Consider the following 22,041-nt stretch of genomic DNA (forward strand, 5'->3'; position numbering starts at 1 on the left):
GCAGGCATTGGGAGGAAGACATTTGGCCTACACGCTTGTGAGCGCCGACGGACCTCAGTCCGTTCCGGCGCTGTTGCATCGTAATGCAAAGCAATTCGCGAACGCCCCAGCGTACCGTGAAAAGGAATATGGCATCTGGCAAAGCTGGACCTGGGCGCAAACCCGAGAGGAGGTCGAAGCCCTCGCGCTTGGTTTTCTGGAGCTTGGCGTAAACGAAGGCGATTTCATCGCGATATCCGGACGCAATCGCCCCTATCTGTATTGGGCCATGATGGCCGCCGAGATGGTCGGGGCGGTACCTGTGCCGCTCTATCAGGATGCGAATGCGGAAGAGATGGCCTATGTGCTGGACCACTGCGGTGCCCGCTTCGTTGTTGCCGGCGATCAGGAACAGGTTGATAAGGTACTGGAAGTACAGGACCAGTTGAGCCAGTTCGAGCGCATCATCTATCTTGATCCCCGTGGCCTTCGGAAATACGACCACAGCGCTTTGGACCAGTACAGTGCCGTTCAGCAGCTCGGGCGCGAGAATCGTGACGTGCATATCAAAGAACTGGAGACCCGTCAGGCCAAGCTGAATTACGACAGCATCGGCGTGATGCTGTATACCTCGGGTACGACCGGCAAGCCCAAGGGTGTCGTTCTGAGCAACCGCAACATCATCGAAACCGCCAAATCTTCCTCTGCCTTCGATAATCTGCGCCATACCGATAACATCCTGGCCTATCTCCCGATGGCTTGGGTCGGTGATTTCATCTTTTCGGTGGGGCAGGCCCTGTGGGTTGGGTTTTGCACCAATTGCCCCGAGTCCGCAGATACCATGCACGTGGATCTGCGCGAAATCGGGCCGACGTATTACTTTGCGCCCCCACGGGTCTTTGAAACGCAACTGACCAACGTCATGATCCGCATGGAAGACGCGAGCCGTTTCAAGAAGTGGTTGTTCGACAAGTTCATGGCGCATGCCCGCAAGGTCGGGCCGGATATTCTGGATGGCCGCCCGGTCAGCAGTATGAACCGCGCCAAATACGCCTTGGGCGAGCTGATGATCTATGGCCCGCTGAAAAACACTCTCGGCCTGAGCAGGGTGAGGGTCGGTTATACCGCTGGCGAGGCAATCGGCCCCGAGATTTTCGATTTCTATCGGTCGCTTGGCATCAACCTCAAGCAGCTCTACGGTCAGACCGAGGCAACTGTCTTTATCACCGCTCAGCCCGATGGTGAGGTGCGCAGTGACACGGTTGGTGTGGCTTGCCCCGGAGTCGAGCTCAAGATTGCTGACAGCGGAGAGGTCTTTTACCGTTCGCCGGGCGTGTTCGTTGAATATTACAAGAACCCCGAAAGCACCGCAGACACCAAGGACGCCGAAGGCTGGGTGGCTACCGGAGATGCAGGATTTGTTGAGCAAGATACCGGGCACTTGCGGATTATCGACCGGGCCAAGGATGTCGGGCACATGGCGGACGGCAGCCTGTTTGCACCCAAGTATGTAGAAAACAAGCTTAAATTCTTTCCAAATATCCTTGAAGTTGTCGTGTTCGGCAATGGATTGGACGCGTGCACAGCCTTTATTAACATCGACCTGACGGCGGTGGGCAACTGGGCCGAGCGCAATAACATCGGCTATGCATCCTATCAGGAACTGGCCCGGCACCCGCAGGTAATGGACACGATTCAAGGTCATGTGGAAGCCGTCAACGCCTCGATCGCCGAGGACGAGATGTTGTCGGGATGTCAGGTGCACCGGTTCGTCGTGCTGCACAAAGAGCTGGACGCGGACGACGGTGAACTGACCCGTACACGCAAGGTGCGTCGCAAAATCATTGGCGAGAAATTCGCGGATATCATCAGCGCGCTGTATGACGGGTCGACGTCGGTAAGCACCGTGACGGAAGTGACCTATGAAGACGGACGCAAAGGGTCGATCGCGGCGACGCTAGAGGTACGCGACGCCAAGGTTTTCGCGGATACCCGGAAGATGGCGGCGGAATGAGGATGATCCCCATAATCGGCGCAAACGCACGCTGCTGTAGCGCAGTGGATTTTAAGACCATTTGGAAAGAAGGTGTGGCATGAACGATTTGGCCGACGGTTACGTCACTGCGGATGGTCGCCAGATTGGACCGGTCGTGATGGAGATGAAGAATATCACATTGCGGTTTGGTGGTGTCGAAGCGATCAAGGATATTTCCTTTGATATTCGCCAGGGCGAAATCCGTGCAATTATTGGCCCGAACGGGGCTGGCAAGTCATCGATGTTGAATGTGATCAGCGGTTTTTACGTGCCTCAGGATGGCGAGGTCTGGTATCAAGGACGCCGTCGCGCGCCGATGAAACCCTATGAGGTTGCGCAGCAGGGGATCGCCCGGACATTTCAGAACATCGCGTTGTTCGAAGGAATGAGCGTGCTTGACAATGTCATGACCGGACGTTTGACCAACATGAAAACCGGCATGTTCTGGCAGTCGATCTGGAAGGGCAAGGCGGAGCGCGAAGAGACCGAAAACCGCGAGGTCGCTGAAAAGATCATCGACTTCCTTGAAATTCAGGCGATCCGCAAGACGCCGGTGTCGCGTCTGTCATACGGGTTGAAGAAGCGGGTGGAACTGGCGCGCGCGTTGGCGGCGGAGCCGTCGATCTTGTTGCTGGATGAGCCGATGGCGGGGATGAATGTCGAGGAAAAAGAGGACATGAGCCGCTTTATTCTGGACGTTAACGATGAATTCGGCACCACCATCGCATTGATCGAACATGACATGGGCGTCGTCATGGATTTGAGCGACCGGGTGGTCGTGATGGATTACGGCAAAAAGATCGGCGATGGCACACCCCATGAGGTGCGCAACAACCAAGATGTTATCGACGCTTATCTGGGGGTTGCACATGACTGATTTTGCCACTGGATTTGGGATGGGGAGGGTCTGATATGCCTGAGCAATTGGCCTTTGCGCTAGAAGTGACCGCGAATGGTCTAATGGCCGGGGTGCTTTATGCGCTGGTCGCACTGGGCTTTGTTTTGATCTATAAGGCATCGGGTATTTTCAATTATGCCCAAGGCGTGATGGCGCTTTTCGCGGCGCTGACGTTGGCAGGGATCATCGACGGCCAGGTGCCCTTCAGCCATCTGATCAATGCGGTGTTCGGGACCGATGTACATTATTTTGGATGGAATGCGCCGGCGTTTCTGGCGATCTTGCTGACGATGGTGGTGATGATCGGGTTGGCCTATGCGGTGCAGCGGTTGGTGTTCAGGCATCTGGTCGGGCAGGAACCTATCATCTTGTTCATGGCGACAATCGGGTTGGCCTACTTTCTCGAGGGGGTGGGGGACCTGATGTGGGGGTCCGACATCAAATCGATTGATGTCGGGTTGCCACAAGGGATCAATACATGGATCGACGACACGACGTTCAACTCTTTGGGCTACGGTTTCTTCATCGATAACCTTGATATCGTTGCCAGTATCATCGCGGCTTTGCTGGTGATCATTCTGGTGATGTTCGCGCAATACACCAAACAGGGGCGCGCGATGCGGGCCGTCGCCGATGATCATCAGGCTGCGCTATCGGTGGGCGTGTCGCTGAATTTTATCTGGATATTGGTATGGTCGCTGGCGGGTTTTGTCGCCCTTGTCGCGGGGATCATGTGGGGGACCAAATCTGGCGTGCAGTTTTCCTTGTCGTTGATCGCGCTCAAGGCGTTGCCGGTGCTGATGCTCGGCGGGTTCACATCTATTCCCGGGGCCATTGTCGGCGGTTTAATCATCGGGGTGGGCGAGAAGCTGTTCGAATTCTTGATCGGAGCACCCTTTCTTGGCGGGGCCACCGAAAATTGGTTCGCTTACATGCTGGCGCTTATTTTCCTGGTGTTCCGCCCGCAGGGCTTGTTCGGGGAGAAGATCATTGAACGGGTGTGATCTTTGCCATCGGCGGACCGGGGCGCTGCCCCGGACCCCGGGATTTTTTACCATCTGGAAGCAGGGGGCAGTTTGAATGTTCTATCGTGAAGCCGGGGATTTCAGCACCTCATATCCTGAGGACAGCCAAACGTTTCCGATCAAGTTTGATCGGTACCGTTATTATCTTGTGTTGTTCACTGCTATCGTCATCATCCCCTTTTTTATCAACGACTACTGGGTAAATTCGCTTTTCCTGCCGTTTTTGATCTATGCGATCGCTGCGATCGGATTGAATATTCTCGTCGGGTATTGCGGGCAGGTCAGCTTGGGTACCGGCGGTTTCATGGCGGTGGGTGCCTACGCCTGCTATAAATTGATGACCAGCTTTCCCGATGTCAGCATGGTAATCCTTGTCCTGTTATCTGGGCTGATCACAGCCCTTGTCGGTGTGATCTTTGGGTTGCCGTCGTTGCGGATCAAGGGATTCTATCTTGCGGTGGCGACATTGGCGGCGCAGTTTTTTCTGGTGTGGCTGTTCAACCGCGTGCCGTGGTTCTACAACTATTCGGCGTCTGGACAGATCAGCGCACCTGAGCGGACCTTTTTCGGGATCGAGATCTCCGGGCCGAATACGCAGGCGTGGGCGACGTATCTTTTTTGTCTGATGTTCGTGATTGCCAGCGCCTATGTCGCGCGCAATTTGACGCGAGGGTCCATGGGGCGCAAATGGATGGCGATCCGGGATATGGATATTGCGGCGGAGATCATCGGTGTGAACCCGCTGCGTGCCAAGTTGACGGCGTTTGCGGTCAGCTCCTTTTTCATCGGTATCTCGGGGGCGCTGTTTTTCGCCATCTACCTTGGTGCGGTGGAGGTCGGCGAGGTGTTTGGCATCCAAAAGTCATTCCTGGTGCTGTTCATGATCATCATCGGCGGTTTGGGGTCCATTTTCGGTAGCTTCGCAGGTGCCGCGTTTCTGGTCTTGTTGCCGGTTGCCTTGAAAATTGTCGGCGTTGACTGGTTGGGCTGGCCGACCGATATCGTCGCGCATTTGCAGCTTGTTATCGTTGGGGGGCTGATTATCGTGTTTCTGATCGCGGAACCCCATGGCCTTGCGCAATTGTGGCGGGTGGCGAAGGAGAAACTGAGATTGTGGCCGTTCCCGCATTAGGGAAAGACCATAGGTCGGAGGGGTGACCCACGGCCGAAAAAGACGACCGGGAGTAACCCGGCACGATCGGATATACCTAAGGGAGGAAACACCGATGAAACTGAAACTTACGACACTGGCGCTTGGCGCTGCACTGGCCGCAGGGCCTGCCATGGCCGAGCTTGTATTCCCATCGCTCAGCTATCGTACCGGGCCTTATGCGGCAAATGGTATTCCGTTTGCCGATGGCTATGCTGATTATTTCACGCTGTTGAACGAACGTGACGGCGGTATCGGGGGCGAACCGATCCGCATGATCGAATGCGAAACCGGCTATAACACGGAAAAGGGTGTCGAGTGCTATGAAAGCACCAAGGGCGAAGGTGCGCTGGTGTATCAGCCACTGTCGACGGGCATTACCTATCAGTTGATCCCGAAGGCGACCGCCGACGGCATTCCTGTTCATTCGATGGGGTATGGCCGTACATCTGCGAAAGACGGTTCAGTGTTCAAGAACATCTTTAACTATCCCGCGAATTACTGGGACGGTGCATCGGTTGCGATCAAGCATCTGCTGGACATCAATGGCGGCAGCCTTGAAGGCAAGAAAATCGCGTTGGTCTATCACAATTCGGCCTATGGCAAAGAGCCGATCCGCACCTTGGAAGAACTGAGCAAGAAGCACGGTTTTGAATTGTCCCTGCTGCCCGTTGACCATCCCGGTCAGGAGCAGAAATCGCAGTGGCTGCAGATCCGCCGCGAGAAGCCGGACAACGTGATCATGTACGGCTGGGGCGTGATGAACCAGGTCGCCATTCAGGAAGCGGCAAACATCCGGTATCCAATGGATCAGTTCATCGGCATCTGGTGGTCGGGATCCGAAAACGACGTGCGCCCTGCGGGCGACAAGGCCAATGGCTACAAAGCCTTGACGTTCCACAATGTCGGCGACGATTTCCCGGTGTTTGCGGACATCCAGAAGTTTGTTGTGGATGCGGGCAAGGCTGCCGGTGCGGGAGACCAGATCGGTACGGCTTTGTATAACCGGGGTCTGTATGCAGCGATGCTGGCTGCTGAAGCTGCGAAAACCGCTCAGGGGATCCACAACACCAAAACCCTGACGCCGGCACAGATGCGCGACGGTATGGAAGCGCTTGAGATCACCGAAGCCAAGATGTCCGAACTGGGGCTGCCGAACTTTGGCCCTGAGTTTACCGTATCGTGTGAAAACCACGGCGGTAATGGTCTTGTTGCGGTATCCCAGTGGGACGCAGCCGCGGACAGCTGGAACTTGATCACCGAGTATGTCCAGTCTGACCAGGACGTGCTGAAGCCCCTGATTGCAGAAGATGCAGCGGCCTTCGCAGCTGAGTCCGGTATTACACCGGGCTGCTAGGCCAAGTCTGGGAATGGGGATGCGGCGGCACCGCCGCCGTATCCTGACAACTGCCATCTATGAAAGAGACACCCATGCTGGATGCCACACCGACACCCGACGCGCAGGTCGAGACCCTTCTTGAGGTCAACAATATCGAAGTGATCTATAACTCGGTCATTCTGGTGCTTAAGGGCGTGAGCCTGAAGGTCCCCAAGGGCGGCATCACGGCGTTGCTGGGCGGCAATGGCGCGGGCAAGACAACCACGTTGAAAGCGATTTCGAACCTGCTGCATTCAGAGCGGGGCGAGGTTACCAAAGGGTCGATCAAGTATCGCAACGTGCCCATACATAAGTCTGATCCCGCCGATATGGTGAAGCGGGGCGTGGTGCAGGTGATGGAGGGCCGGCACTGTTTCGAACACCTTACCATCGAAGAAAACCTGTTGACCGGGGCATATACCCGTAGCGACGGCAAAGCCGCGATCGCCCGCGATCTTGAAATGGTCTATAGTTATTTTCCACGTCTGCACGAACGCCGCAAATCGCAGGCGGGGTATACGTCGGGCGGAGAACAGCAGATGTGCGCGATTGGTCGTGCATTGATGTCGCGCCCCGAAACCATCCTGCTGGATGAGCCCTCCATGGGGTTGGCACCCCAGCTGGTTGAACAGATTTTTGAAATCGTGAAGTCGGTCAATGAAAAAGAAGGCGTGACGTTTCTTTTGGCTGAACAGAATACCAACGTCGCGCTGCGCTTTGCGCATTACGGCTATATCCTGGAATCGGGTCGCGTGGTCATGGATGGGCCTGCGGCTGATCTGCGTGAAAACCAGGATGTGAAAGAGTTCTACCTTGGGATGTCCGATGAGGGGCGCAAATCGTTTCGAGATGTGCGCAGCTATCGGCGCCGCAAGCGCTGGCTGAGCTGAGGACTGAACGCTTCGTGTAGCCCGATTACCAATATGAATGACGAGCAAGCAATATGGCCCAGATGCCCCATTTTGACGATCTTGAGATACGAAGCGCCAGCACCCGTGCCGCTGATATGGCGATAGCCCTGCCGCAGCAGATTGCCCGTGCTCAAGCGTTATCGGGTTACGCTGGAAGTTTGGATGGTGTCGATCCCGCGTCGGTGACCAGTGCCGGGGATCTCGCCAAGTTGCCGGTGTTGCGTAAATCTGAAATCGGCAAGCAACAGGCGCTTTCATCGCCATTCGGCGGATTTACCACGCGGCCTGCTCATGCGTTCACCCATATCTTTCAATCACCCGGGCCGATTTACGAACCGTCGTCGACCGCCCCCGATTGGTGGCGGATGGGGCGGTTCCTGCATGCGGTGGGTATCGGCCCCGGTGATATTGTACACAACTGCTTTGGCTATCACCTGACGCCGGCGGGAATGATCTTTGAATCAGGCGCACAGGCGGTGGGTGCCGCCGTATTGCCGGCCGGGACCGGACAGACAGAGCTGCAAGTTATCGCTGCCCGCGATATTGGCACCACTGCTTATGCCGGCACTCCGGATTACCTGAAGATCATTCTTGAAAAAGCCGATGACATGGGCGTGACCTTGAACATAAGCAAAGCGGCGGTTGGCGGAGGCGCTTTGTTCCCGTCACTGCGGGACTACTATGCTCAACGCGGCATCAGTTGTCTGCAAAGCTATGCAACGGCTGATCTGGGCAATATCGCCTATGAAAGCGCCGCTGCCGATGGCATGATCGTCGACGAACATGTCATCGTCGAGATCGTGGTGCCGGGCACGGGCATCCCGGTTGCGCCGGGCGATGTGGGCGAAGTCGTCGTCACGACGCTCAATCCCGACTATCCGTTGATCCGCTTTGCCACAGGAGATTTGAGCGCCGTCTTGCCCGGCATGTCATCTTGCGGTCGCACCAATATGCGAATCAAGGGCTGGATGGGACGGGCCGACCAGACCACCAAGATCAAGGGTATGTTTGTGCGCCCCGAACAGGTCGCGGCTTTGGTTGCGCACCACCCCGAAATAACCAGAGCTCGCGTCGTTGCCAGCCGGGCCGAAGAAAAAGACCTGATGACGGTTTATATCGAAGCACAACACAGTGACCCCGACAGATACGTGCAATCGGTAATGGATGTACTGAAACTCAAGGGTGACATTGTCATGGCGACGCCGGGAAGCCTGCCCAATGACGGCTTGGTGATCGAGGACCGGCGTACCTACGATTGAGGGACATCAAAAGCTGCGCCTTGGGGTCTTCGCGAAAACCCCCGCACGAGCATCAAGCCTGCGACGAAAATGTGTTTCTCCGTGCTGGCATTCCCGACTAAAATAGTCGAAACCAAGCACATGACGATTGAGACACCACTTCCGACCAAGGTTACATCGAAAGGGCCGCGCGACGGGCTTCGCCTGCTTGCCACGGCCGCTATCGCTGTTGCAGGTATATCGGCCCTACCGATGATTGCGGTGCTTTTGGCGGCGTTCATGGGTGGCACTGAAACGGTTCGGCATTTGCTGAATACCGTACTTCTGGGCTATGCCGGCACGACGCTGTTGCTGGTTGTCATGGTTGCCACAGGCACCTTTCTCGTCGGGGTGGGTGCCGCATGGCTTGTGACGATGACCCGGTTTGTCGGGGTGAGGTTCCTCGAGATTGCATTGGTATTGCCGCTGGCCTTTCCCGCCTATGTGCTGGCCTATGCCTATACCCACATACTGGATCATCCCGGCATCGTTCAATCAACGTTGCGCGATGTGACCGGATGGGGACCACGCGATTACTGGTTCCCCGAAATTCGTTCGCTGGGTGGCGCGGCGCTGATGCTTGTGCTGGTGCTTTACCCATATGTGTATTTGCTGGCGCGTGCTGCGTTTCTTCAACAGTCAGCGACTACATTTCTGGCGGCGCGCGCTTTGGGCAGCAGTGCTTGGGTCGCCTTTTACAAGGTCAGCTTGCCCCTTGCGCGCCCAGCCATCGCGGGCGGGGTGTTATTGGCGGTAATGGAGACTATCGCCGATTTTGGCACGGTGGCATATTTTGGGGTTCAGACCTTTGCCACCGGTATCTACACAAGTTGGTTTTCCCTGTTTGACCGGGCCGGTGCCGCACAATTGGCCCTATGTCTGCTGAGCTTTGCACTCCTGTTGGCGATGCTGGAGAGGGCGCAACGTGGCAAGGCCAAGTACCATGACCCTTCTCGCCGTGCGGTGGCCATGCCACCCGTGCAACTGCGAGGATGGCGAGCGGTTTCGGCTTTCGTGGCGTGTGGCGTGCCGGTCTTGCTTGGCGCGGTTTTTCCGGTGATCATCCTGTTTTCAATGGGGATCGGTTCAGAACAGGACCTGCTTAGCCCCCGGTATATGGGGTTCATCAAAAACTCTGCGACGCTTGCGGGCACGGCAGCCGTGTTGACGGTGGCAGCAGCAGTGTGCGTCGGTTTCTTTCAGCGGTTGCGACCGGGTAAGATATCGAATGCGGCGGCCTATATTGCCAGGCTGGGTTATGCGGTTCCGGGGGGCGTGATCGCGGTAGGGCTATTGGTGCCATTTGCCCTGTTTGACAACAAGTTGGATGCGTGGATGCGCAGCACCTTCGATGTTTCGACCGGGTTATTGGTAACCGGGTCGATCTGGTTGTTGGTTACCGCGTATCTGGTGCGGTTTCTTGCGGCGGCCTTGGGTGCGTACGAGGGCGGGCAGGCGATGGTGCATACCAATATGGATTCTGCCGCCCGGTCGTTGGGTGAAACACCCGTAGGCACCCTGCGTCGCGTGCACCTGCCCATCTTGTCGCCGAGTCTTCTGACGGCGTTGTTGATTGTCTTTGTCGATGTAATGAAGGAATTGCCGGCGACGCTGATCATGCGCCCCTTCAACTATGATACTTTGGCTGTTCAGGCATACCGTTTGGCCAGCGACGAACGCCTGGAAGGTGCGGCGGTACCCAGCTTGGTGATCGTTGCCATGGGGCTGCTGCCGGTAATTCTGATTTGCCGACAAGTCGGACGTCAGCGCTAGGCAAGTCACTGTCACACCAGCGACTGCCAACACAAAGGCCGCACCGACGAAATGTCGATACGGCCCATTGTCGGTCGTGATTTTTGCGAAGGCTGCTTATTTCCAGCCGACTGCGTTAAAAATCTTTTGTGCGGTTGGAATGTTCTGGGCAACTTCCGACAAGTTGATTTCGTCAGCTTTGAATTCACCAAGCTTGGCGACCGATTCAGCAAGTTCGACACCTTTTACTGCCGGGAATTCGTCATTTCCTGCAGAAAAATAGGCTTGGGCACTGTCTGAGGCCAAGTATTCAAGAAACTTCACCGCGTTGTCACGGTTTGGCGCATTCGCGGCGACGCCGGCCCCCGATAGGTTCATATGGGCACCGTTGCCGTCTTGATCGGGAAAGACCCAACCGATCTGATCGATATTATCGGACAGGCCGTTCACGTCGGTACGAAGCGCGCGCGCGAAGTAATAGCTGTTTGATACGGAAACCTCGCATTCACCCGAGATCAGACCGCGGAGTTGGTCAGTATCCCCACCTTGCGGTGCGCGCGCCATGTTGTCGACAACGCCCTCGGCCCATTCGGTCGCTTTGTTTTCGCCGAAATGCGTTACAATAGCGGCCAGCAGAGTCTGGTTGTATTCGTTGGTTGAGGATCGAATGCAGACCTTGCCCTTATAGGCTGGGTCTGCAAGGTCCATGTAGTTGGCGGGAGGAACGTCCACGCTGTTCTTGTTGTAAAAGATGATCCGGGCGCGCTGCGAAAAGCCGAACCAGTCGTTGTCGGTGTCTTGCAGGTTGGCGGGGATACGTTCTTCCAGCACAGCGCTTTCGACGGGCTGCAACAGCCCCATGTTCTTTGCGCGGCTTAGGCGGCTTGTATCGACCGTAATCAGGACGTCAGCAGGGGAATTGGCACCCTCGGCCTGCATCCGTGCCAGCAGTTCGTCAGCCTTGCCTTCGATCCGGTTGATGGTGATTCCGGTTTGATCGGTGAAATCGGTATAAAGGCGCTCATCCGTGTCGTAGTGGCGCGAAGAGTATATGTTCAGTTGACCCTCGGCCAATGCTGGCATCGCGACCGTGGCCATGAGCGCAGCAGTCAAAGCATATTTTGTCAAAGTCATTCTAGAGCTCCATCTGGGCATCGTTAAAGTTTACTGAAACTGTAAGAAACAGATTTTGCCGGGGAGTGCAAGGAATTCACGACTAAAACAATAAGGTAAGCGTCCCACCGCTTTGGGTACGGCAGGACGCAGGAGTGTCAGCTCTCTAACTTGTCTTGGGTTTTGGTCTCGAAATCGCTGGCATCATGACGTTCGTGCAGTTGTAATGCAGGTTCACCAAATGCGCGGTTCACCATCCGGCCACGGGCCACAGCGGGGCGAGCGTCAATCATCTTGGCCCACTTCATCACGTTTTCGTATGATTTGACGTCCAGGAATTCAGCCGCATCGTAAAGCCGGCCCAGCACAAGCTGACCGTACCATGCCCAGATCGCCATATCGGCGATGGAGTATTCGCCAGCCATGTATTCGTTGTCTGAAAGGTGGCGATCGAGCACATCAAGTTGACGTTTTGTTTCCATGGCAAAACGGTCAATGCAATATTTGATCTTGACCGGCGCATAGGCATAAAAATGACCGAAACCGCCGCCCAGATAGGGCGCGCTTCCCATCTGCCAGAACAACCATGACAGACATTCGGTACGCTGGCTTGGGTCGTTCGGGATGAATGCGCCGAATTTCTCGGCCAGATTCAACATGATGGCACCCGATTCGAACATGCGCTGCGGTGTTTTCCCGCTGTTGTCCGTCATGGCGGGAATCTTTGAATTCGGATTTATGTCGACAAACCCCGAGCCGAATTGATCACCTTCGCCAATGTTGATGAGCCAAGCATCGTATTCGGCACCGTTGTGACCCGCGGCCAGCAGCTCTTCCAGCAGTACGGTAACCTTCACGCCATTCGGCGTCGCAAGTGAATATAGCTGATAGGGGTGCTTGCCGACCGGCAGTTCCTTTTCTTCGATGGCACCGGCAACCGGACGGTTGATGTTGGCAAACTTGCCACCATTCCCTTGTTCCCACTCCCAAACGGCGGGCGGGGTGTATTCGGGCAGATCGGTCATAAAATATTCCTTTGGTTGTGTCCGTCTCGGGCGGAGCGTTGCGCAAGCGGATGCAAGTCGCCAGTACGAACCAGATCGAGTTTATGGGCTAATGCTAGGCGCTGAAACGCAGTACTCCAACGAATGCCGGGCCGAGCGTAGAAATAAGAACATCGTAAACGAAAAAAGCTGTCCCAAAGGACAGCTTTTCGTTTTCAGCTTGCGCAGAACTTAACCCTGACGGGCTTTGAACCGGCGTTGCGTCTTGTTGATCACGTAAACGCGGCCTTTGCGACGCACAACGCGGCAGTCACGGTGCCGGTTCTTGAGCGAGCGGAGCGAATTGCGAACCTTCATGGTCGTTCTCCTTTGTCGTGGCGCGGGCCAGCGCCGGGTTACGGGCAGTCCAGCGGCTGCTGGACCAATGAATTAGGTGGTGGGCGATACTGGGATCGAACCAGTGACCCCTTCGATGTCAACGAAGTGCTCTACCGCTGAGCTAATCACCCCCTATTAACACGAAAACCACGGCCCCTAACAAAAACGGGGCGCGAAATTTCCGCGCCGGTAGCGGGGTCTATAAATAGAGTCGAAGACATGATCAAGGGGTTTTGGCTTTGTAAAAACTTGCGCTATGTTCATTTTTGAAAGGTGCACCAATGCCACACACCGCTTATGAAGTACTACACCCAGACCGGTATCGGTCCTGTGTTGTGTTCGCGTCCCCGCATTCCGGGCGCAATTACCATTTTTCGTTTCTTCGATCCACCGTATTGGATGACCACACGATTAGGTCTTCCGAAGACGCGTTCGTTGATCTTTTATTCAACGTGGCTCCTCGGTTTGGGGCACCGTTTCTTATGGCCGGGGCACCGCGCGCATACCTTGACCTGAATCGCGCCTGCGACGAACTGGATCCGGCCGTGATAGATGGGATCCGTGTGCAGGGGCATAACCCACGTGTGGCGTCGGGGCTTGGGGTGATTCCCCGGGTCGTCGCCAGCGGCCGGTCAATCTATCGGGGTAAGCTCACGCTCGAGGAAGCGAAGCGCAGGATTGACACACATTGGCATCCTTATCACAAAATGCTTCAGGGGTTATTGGATGCGGCGCACCAGCGATATGGGCAAGCCATCTTGGTGGATTGCCATTCCATGCCCCACGAAGCGATGGATGGCGTCGCGAAATTCGGTGTAAAACGCCCGGATGTCGTTCTGGGCGACCGGTTCGGCGTGGCCGCAAGCGGGGAAATCGTTGATCGGATCGAAGCGGCCTTTACAACGGCGGGGTTCACCGTAACCCGTAACACGCCCTTTGCAGGGGCTTATATCACGCAGGCTTACGGACGGCCTACGCGCAATCAACACGCGGTTCAGATCGAATTGGACCGATCGCTTTATATGAACGAAGCCCTGATACGGCCCAACGGAAATTTCGAAGCTGTTCAAAAAGCGTTGCAGGGCGTCGTGGCCGAGATCGCCAGTATTGGACAGAACCGCATACCGCTGGCGGCTGAATAATCAACGCAGGGCACGCCCCTTTACGATGGCTTTGTCACCGAAGCGCTGGCGTATCTTGTCGGTGGCGCGTTCGGCCTTGGTGCGTCGCTGCGCGTCTGGATCAAGCAGATCTCCGGCGCTGTCGGCTCCGTCAGCCGCGCTAAGTTCGGCAATGCCGCATCCCAATAGCCGAAAGGGGCCCGATTCACCCAATTGGTCAAGCAGCCCCCGGGCGGTGCGATAGATGCGATCGGCCAGTTGAGTGGGATCATAGAGGGACACCCGTCTGGTAATGAGCGAAAAATCGGACCGTTTCAGCTTTAGTACCACGACACGACCTGCCAAGTCTTTGGCTTTGGCACGGTCTGCGACCTTCTGAGCCATCCGCCACAGGTGACCATCCAGGAGTTGTGGGTCTGACGTGTCCTCGTTGAAAGTCGTTTCATTGCTGATCGACTTCATCGGCTCGTGCGCTGACACCTGGCGTTTGTCCTGCCCGCGCGCAAGGTGCCACAGCCGGTCACCCAAGCTGCCGAATCTGGCTATCAAGTCCGTGCGTTCCCATCGAAGTAAATCAGAGAACGTCTGAATTCCCGCTTGATTCAACGCACCAAGGGTAGCGGCACCCACCCCCCAGATCATACTGACCGGTTTATTGCTTAGAAACGTCTGGGTCTCGGCCGCCCCGATGACCGAAAACCCGTGTGGCTTATCCAGGTCCGAAGCAAGTTTTGCCAAAAACTTGTTATGCGAAAGGCCGATCGACCCGGTCAGCCCCAGTTCGGTTTTCATACGCCGCACCAATTTTGCGAGCATGACCGCAGGAGGTACACCGTGCAGCTTGGTCGTGCCAGTCATATCGAGAAACGCTTCGTCCAGTGACAAAGGCTGGATGGCGGGCGTCAATTCTTCCATCATGGCTCTGATCGCGCGAGAGGCTTCCACATAGGCATCCATACGCGGTTTAATCACAATGGCCTCGGGGCAGAGCTTGAGCGCCTGAAACATCGGCATGGCAGATCTCACGCCCTTTATTCTTGCAATATAGCATGCCGTGGAGACCACGCCGCGGTGGCCTCCGCCGATAATAACAGGTTTGCCGTTCAAGGCGGGGTTGTCGCGCTTCTCGACAGAGGCATAGAACGCGTCGCAATCCATATGCGCGATGGAAAGATCGTACAGTTCGGCATGCGACACGACCCGCGGGCTTCCGCAAACCGGACATCGGCGGGAAGGCGCAATCTGGGTCAAGCAGTCTCGGCAAAGCGCGGGCATGAGTACCGTGGGTATAATGGATTGGATTAACCCGAGTTTAACCTACGCCGTACCCGTTGAACATGGGCATTTGACGGATCGTATCGGTCGGATGCCTTTAGCCGCGCAAAGATCCAGGACGGTCGGATGGCGTGGGTATCTGTCAAAGCTGCGGTTGGGCCGCCATCCGTGATTGTCACGGTACCTGACGCAAGAAGCAAAGCCGTTGCGCCTGTGCAAGCAAAAGATGGAGAGAAAGGCCCCCCGCGTGTTAGCGGGGGGGAGGTGACGAACTTCAGGAAGAACCAGTTCGTCGGGGAGTATCACCAAAGTAAGGTTGCCATAGTAATGCGAAATCACATAGATGAAATTCCCGCTGAAGTTCAGCAAAACTTGTGCTGTTACCCAATAAGCACACTAAATCTGCTGTTGCGGCAGGCCTAGGGAAGCTCGGCGAGCACATCTCTGGCTGCGGCCAGCGGGTCATGTGCTTGCCAGATCGGACGCCCCACAACGATATGGTCCGCACCATCGATGATCGCCTGGGCTGGCGTTGCAATGCGTTTTTGATCGCCCGAAGCGGCCCCGATCGGGCGAACGCCGGGGGTGACAATCAGTTTGCCAACCGCTTCTGGCAGCGCGCGGATAAGCGCCGCTTCCTGAGGGGATGCGATAACTCCGTCGGCCCCTGCATCCAGGGCGCGGGCTGCGCGGATCGCGACCAGATCGGGAATATCGCCAGGCTGGATCATTGCCGCGTCCAGATCGGATCGGTCAAGCGAAGTCAGGATTGTCACTGCTAGAATCTTCATTTTTGACCCTGATGCGCCCTCCATCGCGGCGCGTACGACGTGCGGGTCGCCGTGTACGGTCAAAAAATCCAGATCGAATTGCGCAAGTCCCCGCACCGCGGCTTCAACCGTGGCGCTAATGTCGAACAGCTTCATGTCGAGAAAAATGCGTTTCCCATGCTCTTGCACCAGTTCATTCGCCAGGGCCAGGCCACCACCGGTCAGCATTCCCAGCCCGATCTTGTAGAATCCAACCTGGTCGCCCAGCTTATTCGCAAGCTCTAAACCCGCAACGGCGTGAGGGACATCTAGGGCAACTATCAGGCGATCATCAGACATGGGGTGGCTCCGTTGGCAGGGTTGGTCAAACGGACCTGCTTTACGGGGTCCAGGTGCTGCTGTCCATAAAACAAAAAAAGCCCGGATAGTGCTAGGCTATCCGGGCAGTCATCAGAGACGTGCAGGCAGGCAAATGTCTCTGGCATTGGCAGAAATCTATACCGGGACAGGTACAGAGGCAGTTCCACCAAATAAGAATCTCAGGCGGCGCGAAGGCCGGGAAGCTTTACGACATGCTCTAGCCAAGCTTTCGGATCAAACCGGGGGCGTCCGTTTCGGGGCGCCGGTTGCTGAACGCGCAACTCGGAATACATACCACCACGGCCAAGGTGTCGGCGTTCGGCCTGCTTTGACAGCCCCAGCGCAGCCTGTGCAAACGGCATCGTCATGGGGGCATTGATCGAACAGGCATATTTGCGAGAGCAATCGCCATCATGAATTGTCACCAAAGCCTCGAAGCACTGTTCGGCGGCATTGTACATAACGTCGTTCATCTGGATTTGGCGTGTCTGCATTTTTTTTGTACCTCAGTAATTGTTGTACCTAGCGTTGCGTGTCGGCCTGATTGTCGTGTTGTTCTATCGTTAAAACTCAGATGTGACTAAAAAGTTCCATATTAACACCGTGTGTCTGTGGATAATTATCTTTTGTTATTTAAAAACAGTCAATTGTGTCAGATTCTGATTTTACTTGCCATAAGCGAATATTTGCGAAACAGATATTTATTCCAATGTTTTCAGGGGGTTCTGGCTGTGGCTGGATTTCACCAATCTGTGATAAATGCGGTGGAAGTCGTAATTTCAGGTTGACGTGTTTTTGTTGAGCTTCCCTTGAATCTAGCCAGTTCGCCCCCAAATTTCAGTCGAGGTTCACAACGGGATGTGCTGCGAGGCAGGCATCGCCAAAGTGATCGCTTAATGATAAAAGGAGAGTGCCATGGACTTGAGCAAGTTCACGGAAAGATCGCGCGGTTTCATTCAGGCTGCGCAAACGATAGCCGCGCGAGAGAGCCATCAAAGGCTGACGCCGGAGCATCTGCTGAAAGCATTGATGGATGATGACCAAGGCTTGGCGAGCAATTTGATCGCCGCCGCCGGGGGCAATGCTGCGCGCGTCACAGAAGCCCTGAACCTGTCCTTGGGAAAGTTGCCTCAGGTGTCGGGCGATGCCGCGCAGATTTATTTGGATAATACCACTGCCAAGGTTTTGGCCGAAGCGGAAGGTCTGGCCAAAAAAGCCGGTGACAGTTTTGTGCCGGTCGAACGGGTTTTGATGGCGCTCAGCATGGTCAAATCAGCAGCGAAAGACGCGTTGGATGCTGGGAAAGTCACCGCGCAGGGCCTGAATTCGGCGATAAACGACGTTCGCAAGGGCCGTACTGCCGATACGGCGAGCGCCGAAGACGGATATGACGCGCTCAAGAAGTACAGCCTTGATCTGACCGATCGTGCACGCGCGGGCAAGATTGACCCGATTATTGGCCGGGACGAAGAAATTCGCCGCGCGATGCAGGTGTTAAGCCGCCGGACAAAGAATAACCCCGTTCTAATCGGGGAACCGGGCGTGGGTAAGACCGCGATCGCCGAAGGCCTGGCATTGCGCATCGTTGACGGGGATGTCCCCGAGTCGCTGCGCAACAAGCGGTTGCTCGCGTTGGACATGGGTGCCTTGATTGCCGGCGCAAAGTATCGTGGCGAATTTGAAGAACGTCTGAAGGCAGTGTTGACCGAAGTGACCGAAGCCGCAGGTGAGGTGATTTTGTTCATTGACGAAATGCATACACTGGTTGGTGCGGGCAAGGCGGATGGCGCGATGGATGCGGCCAACCTGATCAAACCGGCATTGGCACGAGGTGAATTGCATTGCGTCGGTGCGACCACGCTGGACGAATATCGCAAGTACGTGGAAAAGGACGCAGCACTCGCGCGGCGTTTCCAGCCTGTGATGGTCAATGAACCAACGGTCGAAGATACCATCAGTATCCTTCGCGGCATCAAGGAGAAGTATGAGCTGCATCACGGCGTTAGGATCAGCGATTCGGCTCTCGTCGCTGCTGCGACGCTGTCGCACCGCTATATCACTGATCGGTTTTTGCCTGACAAGGCGATCGACTTGATGGACGAAGCGGCCAGCCGTCTGCGGATGCAAGTGGACAGCAAGCCGGAAGAGTTGGATGCACTGGATCGCCAGATCATGCAGTTACAGATCGAAGCCGAAGCTTTGAAAAAAGAAGACGACGCCGCCAGCAAGGACCGACTCGAGAAGTTGGAGAAAGAGCTGGGCGATCTTCTTGAGAAAGCTGACGCGATGACGGCGCAGTGGCAGGGCGAGCGTGACCGGCTTGAAAACTCGCGAGAGTTGAAGGAGCAGTTGGATCGTGCGCGCGCCGAGCTGGATATTGCCAAACGCGAAGGCAACCTGGCCAAGGCGGGTGAGCTCTCTTACGGTGTGATCCCACAGCTCGAGCGTAAGCTGGGCGAGGCCGAAGACAGCGAAGCTGACGTAATGGTCGAAGAGGCCGTGCGTCCCGACCAGATTGCCAGCGTGGTTGAGCGTTGGACCGGTATTCCCGCTGGTCGCATGCTGGAAGGCGAACGCGACAAGCTGCTGCGGATGGAAGAGCAGTTGCACAACCGTGTGATTGGTCAGAATCAGGCAGTGATTGCAGTCGCCAATGCTGTGCGTCGTGCACGGGCTGGTCTGAACGACGAAGCACGCCCGTTGGGCAGCTTCTTGTTCCTTGGGCCAACCGGTGTCGGTAAAACCGAGCTTACCAAAGCCGTGGCCGAATTCCTGTTCGACGACGAGCACGCGATGGTACGTATCGACATGTCCGAGTTCATGGAGAAACACGCCGTGGCGCGGTTGATCGGGGCACCTCCCGGTTATGTCGGGTATGACGAGGGCGGTGTCTTGACCGAGGCCGTTCGGCGCAGGCCCTATCAGGTTGTGTTGTTCGACGAGGTTGAAAAGGCACATCCAGACGTATTCAACGTGCTGCTTCAGGTGTTGGACGATGGTGTGCTGACGGACGGTCAGGGTCGCAAGGTCGACTTCAAGCAGACGCTGATCGTTCTGACCAGCAACCTTGGGGCCCAAGCGCTGAGCCAGCTTCCGGAGGGTGGTAACATGGTCCAGGCCAAACGGGATGTGATGGATGCGGTGCGCGGCCATTTCCGCCCCGAGTTCCTGAACCGTTTGGACGAGACTATCATTTTCGATCGCCTTGCGCGTGAGGACATGACCGGGATCGTGGATATCCAGGTTGGTCGCTTGCTCAAGCGCCTTGCAGGCCGCAAGATTGGCCTGGAACTGGATGAGGGGGCCAAAAAGTGGCTCGCTGATGAAGGCTACGACCCGGTATTTGGGGCCCGACCTCTCAAACGGGTGATACAGCGGGCGTTGCAGGATCCGTTGGCTGAAATGATCTTGGCGGGTGACGTGCTGGATGGGGATCTGATACCTGTTTCCGCCGGAGCCGAAGGCCTGATCATCGGTGATCGGATTGCAGCCAGCAATCGCCCCAAACCCGATGACGCGACCGTCCACTAACTGAAGGGTCCGTGCAACAGAGGCCGAGGTAAAAGCTACCTCGGCCTTTTTTTAAACATAATGCTCTAACATTGAGGTGTAATGGCTGTAACGAAGCGGCTTAGCATTTGGTCGCTTAGCCGATGCGCAGTAGATATTGTAGCGTACATGCATGTTACAAATGATGATAACGAGTAAGGATCTCGCGAAATGGCCCACAGATGGATCAATACATTAAAGGACAGCGACGTCACTCCTGAAGACCTGTTCATGAACCGCCGCCAGATTATCGGTGGTGCCTTGGCCGGGATCGGCTTGGCTGGCATGGCGACCGGGGCCTCGGCAGCACTGAAGGGGCTGGAACCGAACAGTTACGAAGACATCGCCAGTTACAACAATTATTATGAATTCGGCACTGGCAAGGATGATCCCGCCCGGTATGCCCAGGCTTTGACGATCAAACCCTGGACAGTGCAGATTGACGGGATGGTCGACAAGCCCGGCGCGTACGCCTTCGAAGACATTCTCAAAGCCATGACTATCGAAGAGCGTTTGTACAAATTCCGCTGTGTCGAAGCATGGTCGATGGTGGTCCCTTGGAACGGCTTTGAACTGGCAGACCTTCTTACCATGGCAGGGGTGCAGTCTGGCGCGAAATACGTTGCCTTTGAAACGGCATTGCGACCAGCCGAGATGCCCGGTGTCTCGCTTCCGGTGCTTGAGTGGCCTTATGTCGAAGGATTGCGCCTCGACGAGGCGATGCACCCCCTTACGATTATGGCGACAGGTATCTATGGTAAGGATATACCCAAGCAAAACGGTGCACCGCTGCGTTTGGTGGTGCCGTGGAAATATGGTTACAAATCGATCAAATCCATCGTGAAGATCACTTTGACCAATAAAAAACCCCCGACCAGCTGGAATAAAGCCAACGCTCGTGAATATGGTTTCTATAGCAACGTGAACCCGCAGGTGGATCACCCCCGCTGGTCGCAAGCCAGCGAACGGCCCATCGGTGGGGGGCTGTTCTCGCGGCGGGTACCCACGTTGATGTTCAATGGGTACGAAAAAGAGGTCGCAGGACTTTATGCTGGCATGGATCTGAGCAAAGACACTTAACGGTTGCTTGGATTGAAACCAGATATGTCCGCTGTCATCGACGCGTTTAATGCCTTTGCCCGGCGGGTGCCCACTTGGGTTCTCTATATATCTTACATGTTTCCGGTGCCGTGGCTTTTGTATGAGGGGCAGACCGGCGGGCTGGGGGCAGAGCCTATCAAGGCTCTCGAGCAGGAATTGGGCCTGATCGCGCTGCAACTTCTCGTCATCGGTTTGGCGATCACGCCGGCGCGACGCTACCTTCGGATCAACCTCCTGAAATTCCGCAGGGCTTTGGGGTTGCTGGCATTTACCTATGTGTGCCTGCATTTGCTGGTCTGGCTGGTGCTCGATGTCGGGATTCTTAGCCAGATATGGGCGGACATACTAAAGCGTCCCTATATTACCATCGGTATGGCGGGGTTCGTTTGTTTGATACCGCTCGCGGCTACCTCAAATAACTTTTCGATACGTAAACTGGGCCCAAAGTGGCGGCAGCTTCACAAGCTGACCTATATCGCTGTGATTCTTGGGGGCGTGCATTTTATCTGGCTGGTCAAAGGGCTTCAGATCGAACCCCTTCTATATATGGCGGCAATTCTGGGGCTATTGATTCTGAGATTGCCAAAAAAACGTCAGGCGCGCCCGATCGCAAACGCGATTCTGGCGAATAAGGCCAAATGAACGGTACAATACCGACGGATTAATCCACAATTTAGATTTCCTCCTGTGGATAACCTGCGGGGCTGAAAACAGACCCACGTGATTGACCCATGGTAAGAGTAATAATGCTGCGCGAGGGCCACCATCTGAGCATCTTTTCGCAAGCAACGTGCTGATTTTAAGAAAAAATTCACTGTTTTTAGAAAAACCTTTAGAAAGTGAAAAAAGGGGTTGCGGGTATATGTAACAAACCGTAGAACGCCCCTCACCGGAGGCGCAGCGATGCGGTGATGGGGCGCTAGACGGGACGGACGATGCGGTTAAGCTGATGTTGTTTACGTAGC

The 22,041-nt window shown here is 55.7% G+C and carries 18 protein-coding genes and 1 tRNA gene; 12 read left to right on the top strand and 7 right to left on the bottom strand.

The window, feature by feature from the left end:
• Positions 1–22: 22 nt before the first annotated feature.
• The 8 genes from AC13DE_RS09405 to AC13DE_RS09440 all read left to right on the top strand — a co-directional run bounded on the left by AC13DE_RS09405 (position 23) and on the right by AC13DE_RS09440 (position 10,426).
• Positions 23–1,993 carry an AMP-binding protein gene (locus tag AC13DE_RS09405; RefSeq protein WP_483047657.1) on the top strand — a complete coding sequence of 657 codons (1,971 nt, stop codon included), beginning with the start codon at positions 23–25 and terminating at the stop codon, positions 1,991–1,993.
• A gap of 79 nt (positions 1,994–2,072) precedes the next feature.
• Entirely contained in the window at positions 2,073–2,891 is an 819-nt protein-coding gene (locus AC13DE_RS09410; RefSeq protein ID WP_446295724.1) for an ABC transporter ATP-binding protein, read from the top strand.
• A gap of 35 nt (positions 2,892–2,926) precedes the next feature.
• The gene (locus tag AC13DE_RS09415) at positions 2,927–3,916 is read left to right on the top strand and encodes a branched-chain amino acid ABC transporter permease (protein ID WP_446295723.1); all 990 of its coding nucleotides are present in this window, start codon (positions 2,927–2,929) and stop codon (positions 3,914–3,916) included.
• Between the two features lie 76 nt (positions 3,917–3,992).
• Complete coding sequence (locus AC13DE_RS09420; RefSeq protein ID WP_446295722.1) at positions 3,993–5,069, top strand: branched-chain amino acid ABC transporter permease; 1,077 nt, start codon at positions 3,993–3,995, stop codon at positions 5,067–5,069.
• A gap of 94 nt (positions 5,070–5,163) precedes the next feature.
• Entirely contained in the window at positions 5,164–6,444 is a 1,281-nt protein-coding gene (locus AC13DE_RS09425) for an ABC transporter substrate-binding protein (RefSeq protein ID WP_446295721.1), read from the top strand.
• A 74-nt stretch (positions 6,445–6,518) separates the two neighbouring features.
• A complete protein-coding gene (locus tag AC13DE_RS09430; protein WP_446295719.1) occupies positions 6,519–7,355 on the top strand; it encodes an ABC transporter ATP-binding protein in 837 nt (278 codons plus the stop codon).
• A gap of 53 nt (positions 7,356–7,408) precedes the next feature.
• Positions 7,409–8,635 (top strand): phenylacetate--CoA ligase family protein, encoded by a 1,227-nt coding sequence (locus AC13DE_RS09435; protein WP_446295717.1) that lies wholly within the window; start codon positions 7,409–7,411, stop codon positions 8,633–8,635.
• 120 nt (positions 8,636–8,755) lie between these two features.
• Positions 8,756–10,426 carry an ABC transporter permease gene (locus tag AC13DE_RS09440; protein WP_483047658.1) on the top strand — a complete coding sequence of 557 codons (1,671 nt, stop codon included), beginning with the start codon at positions 8,756–8,758 and terminating at the stop codon, positions 10,424–10,426.
• Between the two features lie 96 nt (positions 10,427–10,522).
• On the opposite strand, the gene AC13DE_RS09445 is transcribed toward AC13DE_RS09440, so the two are convergent.
• From AC13DE_RS09445 to AC13DE_RS09460, 4 genes are all read right to left on the bottom strand, one after another.
• Positions 10,523–11,539: a Fe(3+) ABC transporter substrate-binding protein gene (locus tag AC13DE_RS09445; RefSeq protein ID WP_483047659.1), complete on the bottom strand. Its 1,017-nt coding sequence runs from the start codon at positions 11,537–11,539 to the stop codon at positions 10,523–10,525.
• Positions 11,540–11,676: 137 nt separating this feature from the next.
• The gene (gene yghU, locus AC13DE_RS09450; protein ID WP_446295714.1) at positions 11,677–12,543 is read right to left on the bottom strand and encodes a glutathione-dependent disulfide-bond oxidoreductase; all 867 of its coding nucleotides are present in this window, start codon (positions 12,541–12,543) and stop codon (positions 11,677–11,679) included.
• A 210-nt stretch (positions 12,544–12,753) separates the two neighbouring features.
• The gene (gene ykgO / locus AC13DE_RS09455; protein ID WP_005850168.1) at positions 12,754–12,879 is read right to left on the bottom strand and encodes a type B 50S ribosomal protein L36; all 126 of its coding nucleotides are present in this window, start codon (positions 12,877–12,879) and stop codon (positions 12,754–12,756) included.
• A 77-nt stretch (positions 12,880–12,956) separates the two neighbouring features.
• Positions 12,957–13,031 (bottom strand) — tRNA-Val (locus tag AC13DE_RS09460).
• 150 nt (positions 13,032–13,181) lie between these two features.
• Here AC13DE_RS09460 and AC13DE_RS09465 point away from each other — a divergent pair.
• Positions 13,182–14,042: an N-formylglutamate amidohydrolase gene (locus AC13DE_RS09465; protein ID WP_446295712.1), complete on the top strand. Its 861-nt coding sequence runs from the start codon at positions 13,182–13,184 to the stop codon at positions 14,040–14,042.
• Here AC13DE_RS09465 and AC13DE_RS09470 read toward each other — a convergent pair whose 3' ends face one another.
• The 3 genes from AC13DE_RS09470 to AC13DE_RS09480 all read right to left on the bottom strand — a co-directional run bounded on the left by AC13DE_RS09470 (position 14,043) and on the right by AC13DE_RS09480 (position 16,920).
• Positions 14,043–15,296, bottom strand: coding sequence for a DNA polymerase IV (locus AC13DE_RS09470; RefSeq protein WP_483047660.1), 1,254 nt, complete (start codon positions 15,294–15,296; stop codon positions 14,043–14,045). It lies immediately after the preceding gene.
• 419 nt (positions 15,297–15,715) lie between these two features.
• A complete protein-coding gene (pyrF, locus tag AC13DE_RS09475) occupies positions 15,716–16,405 on the bottom strand; it encodes an orotidine-5'-phosphate decarboxylase (RefSeq protein WP_483047661.1) in 690 nt (229 codons plus the stop codon).
• A gap of 200 nt (positions 16,406–16,605) precedes the next feature.
• On the bottom strand, positions 16,606–16,920 hold the full coding sequence (locus AC13DE_RS09480) for an orotidine 5-phosphate decarboxylase (protein WP_446295708.1): 315 nt from the start codon (positions 16,918–16,920) through the stop codon (positions 16,606–16,608).
• Between the two features lie 421 nt (positions 16,921–17,341).
• Between AC13DE_RS09480 and clpB the strand changes: the two genes are divergently transcribed.
• The 3 genes from clpB to msrQ all read left to right on the top strand — a co-directional run bounded on the left by clpB (position 17,342) and on the right by msrQ (position 21,718).
• Positions 17,342–19,957: an ATP-dependent chaperone ClpB gene (gene clpB / locus AC13DE_RS09485; RefSeq protein ID WP_446313813.1), complete on the top strand. Its 2,616-nt coding sequence runs from the start codon at positions 17,342–17,344 to the stop codon at positions 19,955–19,957.
• Between the two features lie 189 nt (positions 19,958–20,146).
• Complete coding sequence (gene msrP, locus AC13DE_RS09490; RefSeq protein ID WP_483047662.1) at positions 20,147–21,055, top strand: protein-methionine-sulfoxide reductase catalytic subunit MsrP; 909 nt, start codon at positions 20,147–20,149, stop codon at positions 21,053–21,055.
• Positions 21,056–21,079: 24 nt separating this feature from the next.
• Positions 21,080–21,718: a protein-methionine-sulfoxide reductase heme-binding subunit MsrQ gene (msrQ, locus tag AC13DE_RS09495; RefSeq protein WP_483047663.1), complete on the top strand. Its 639-nt coding sequence runs from the start codon at positions 21,080–21,082 to the stop codon at positions 21,716–21,718.
• The last annotated feature ends 323 nt before the right edge of the window (positions 21,719–22,041 follow it).

It is taken from the genome of Sulfitobacter sp. L-8, from assembly GCF_056859255.1.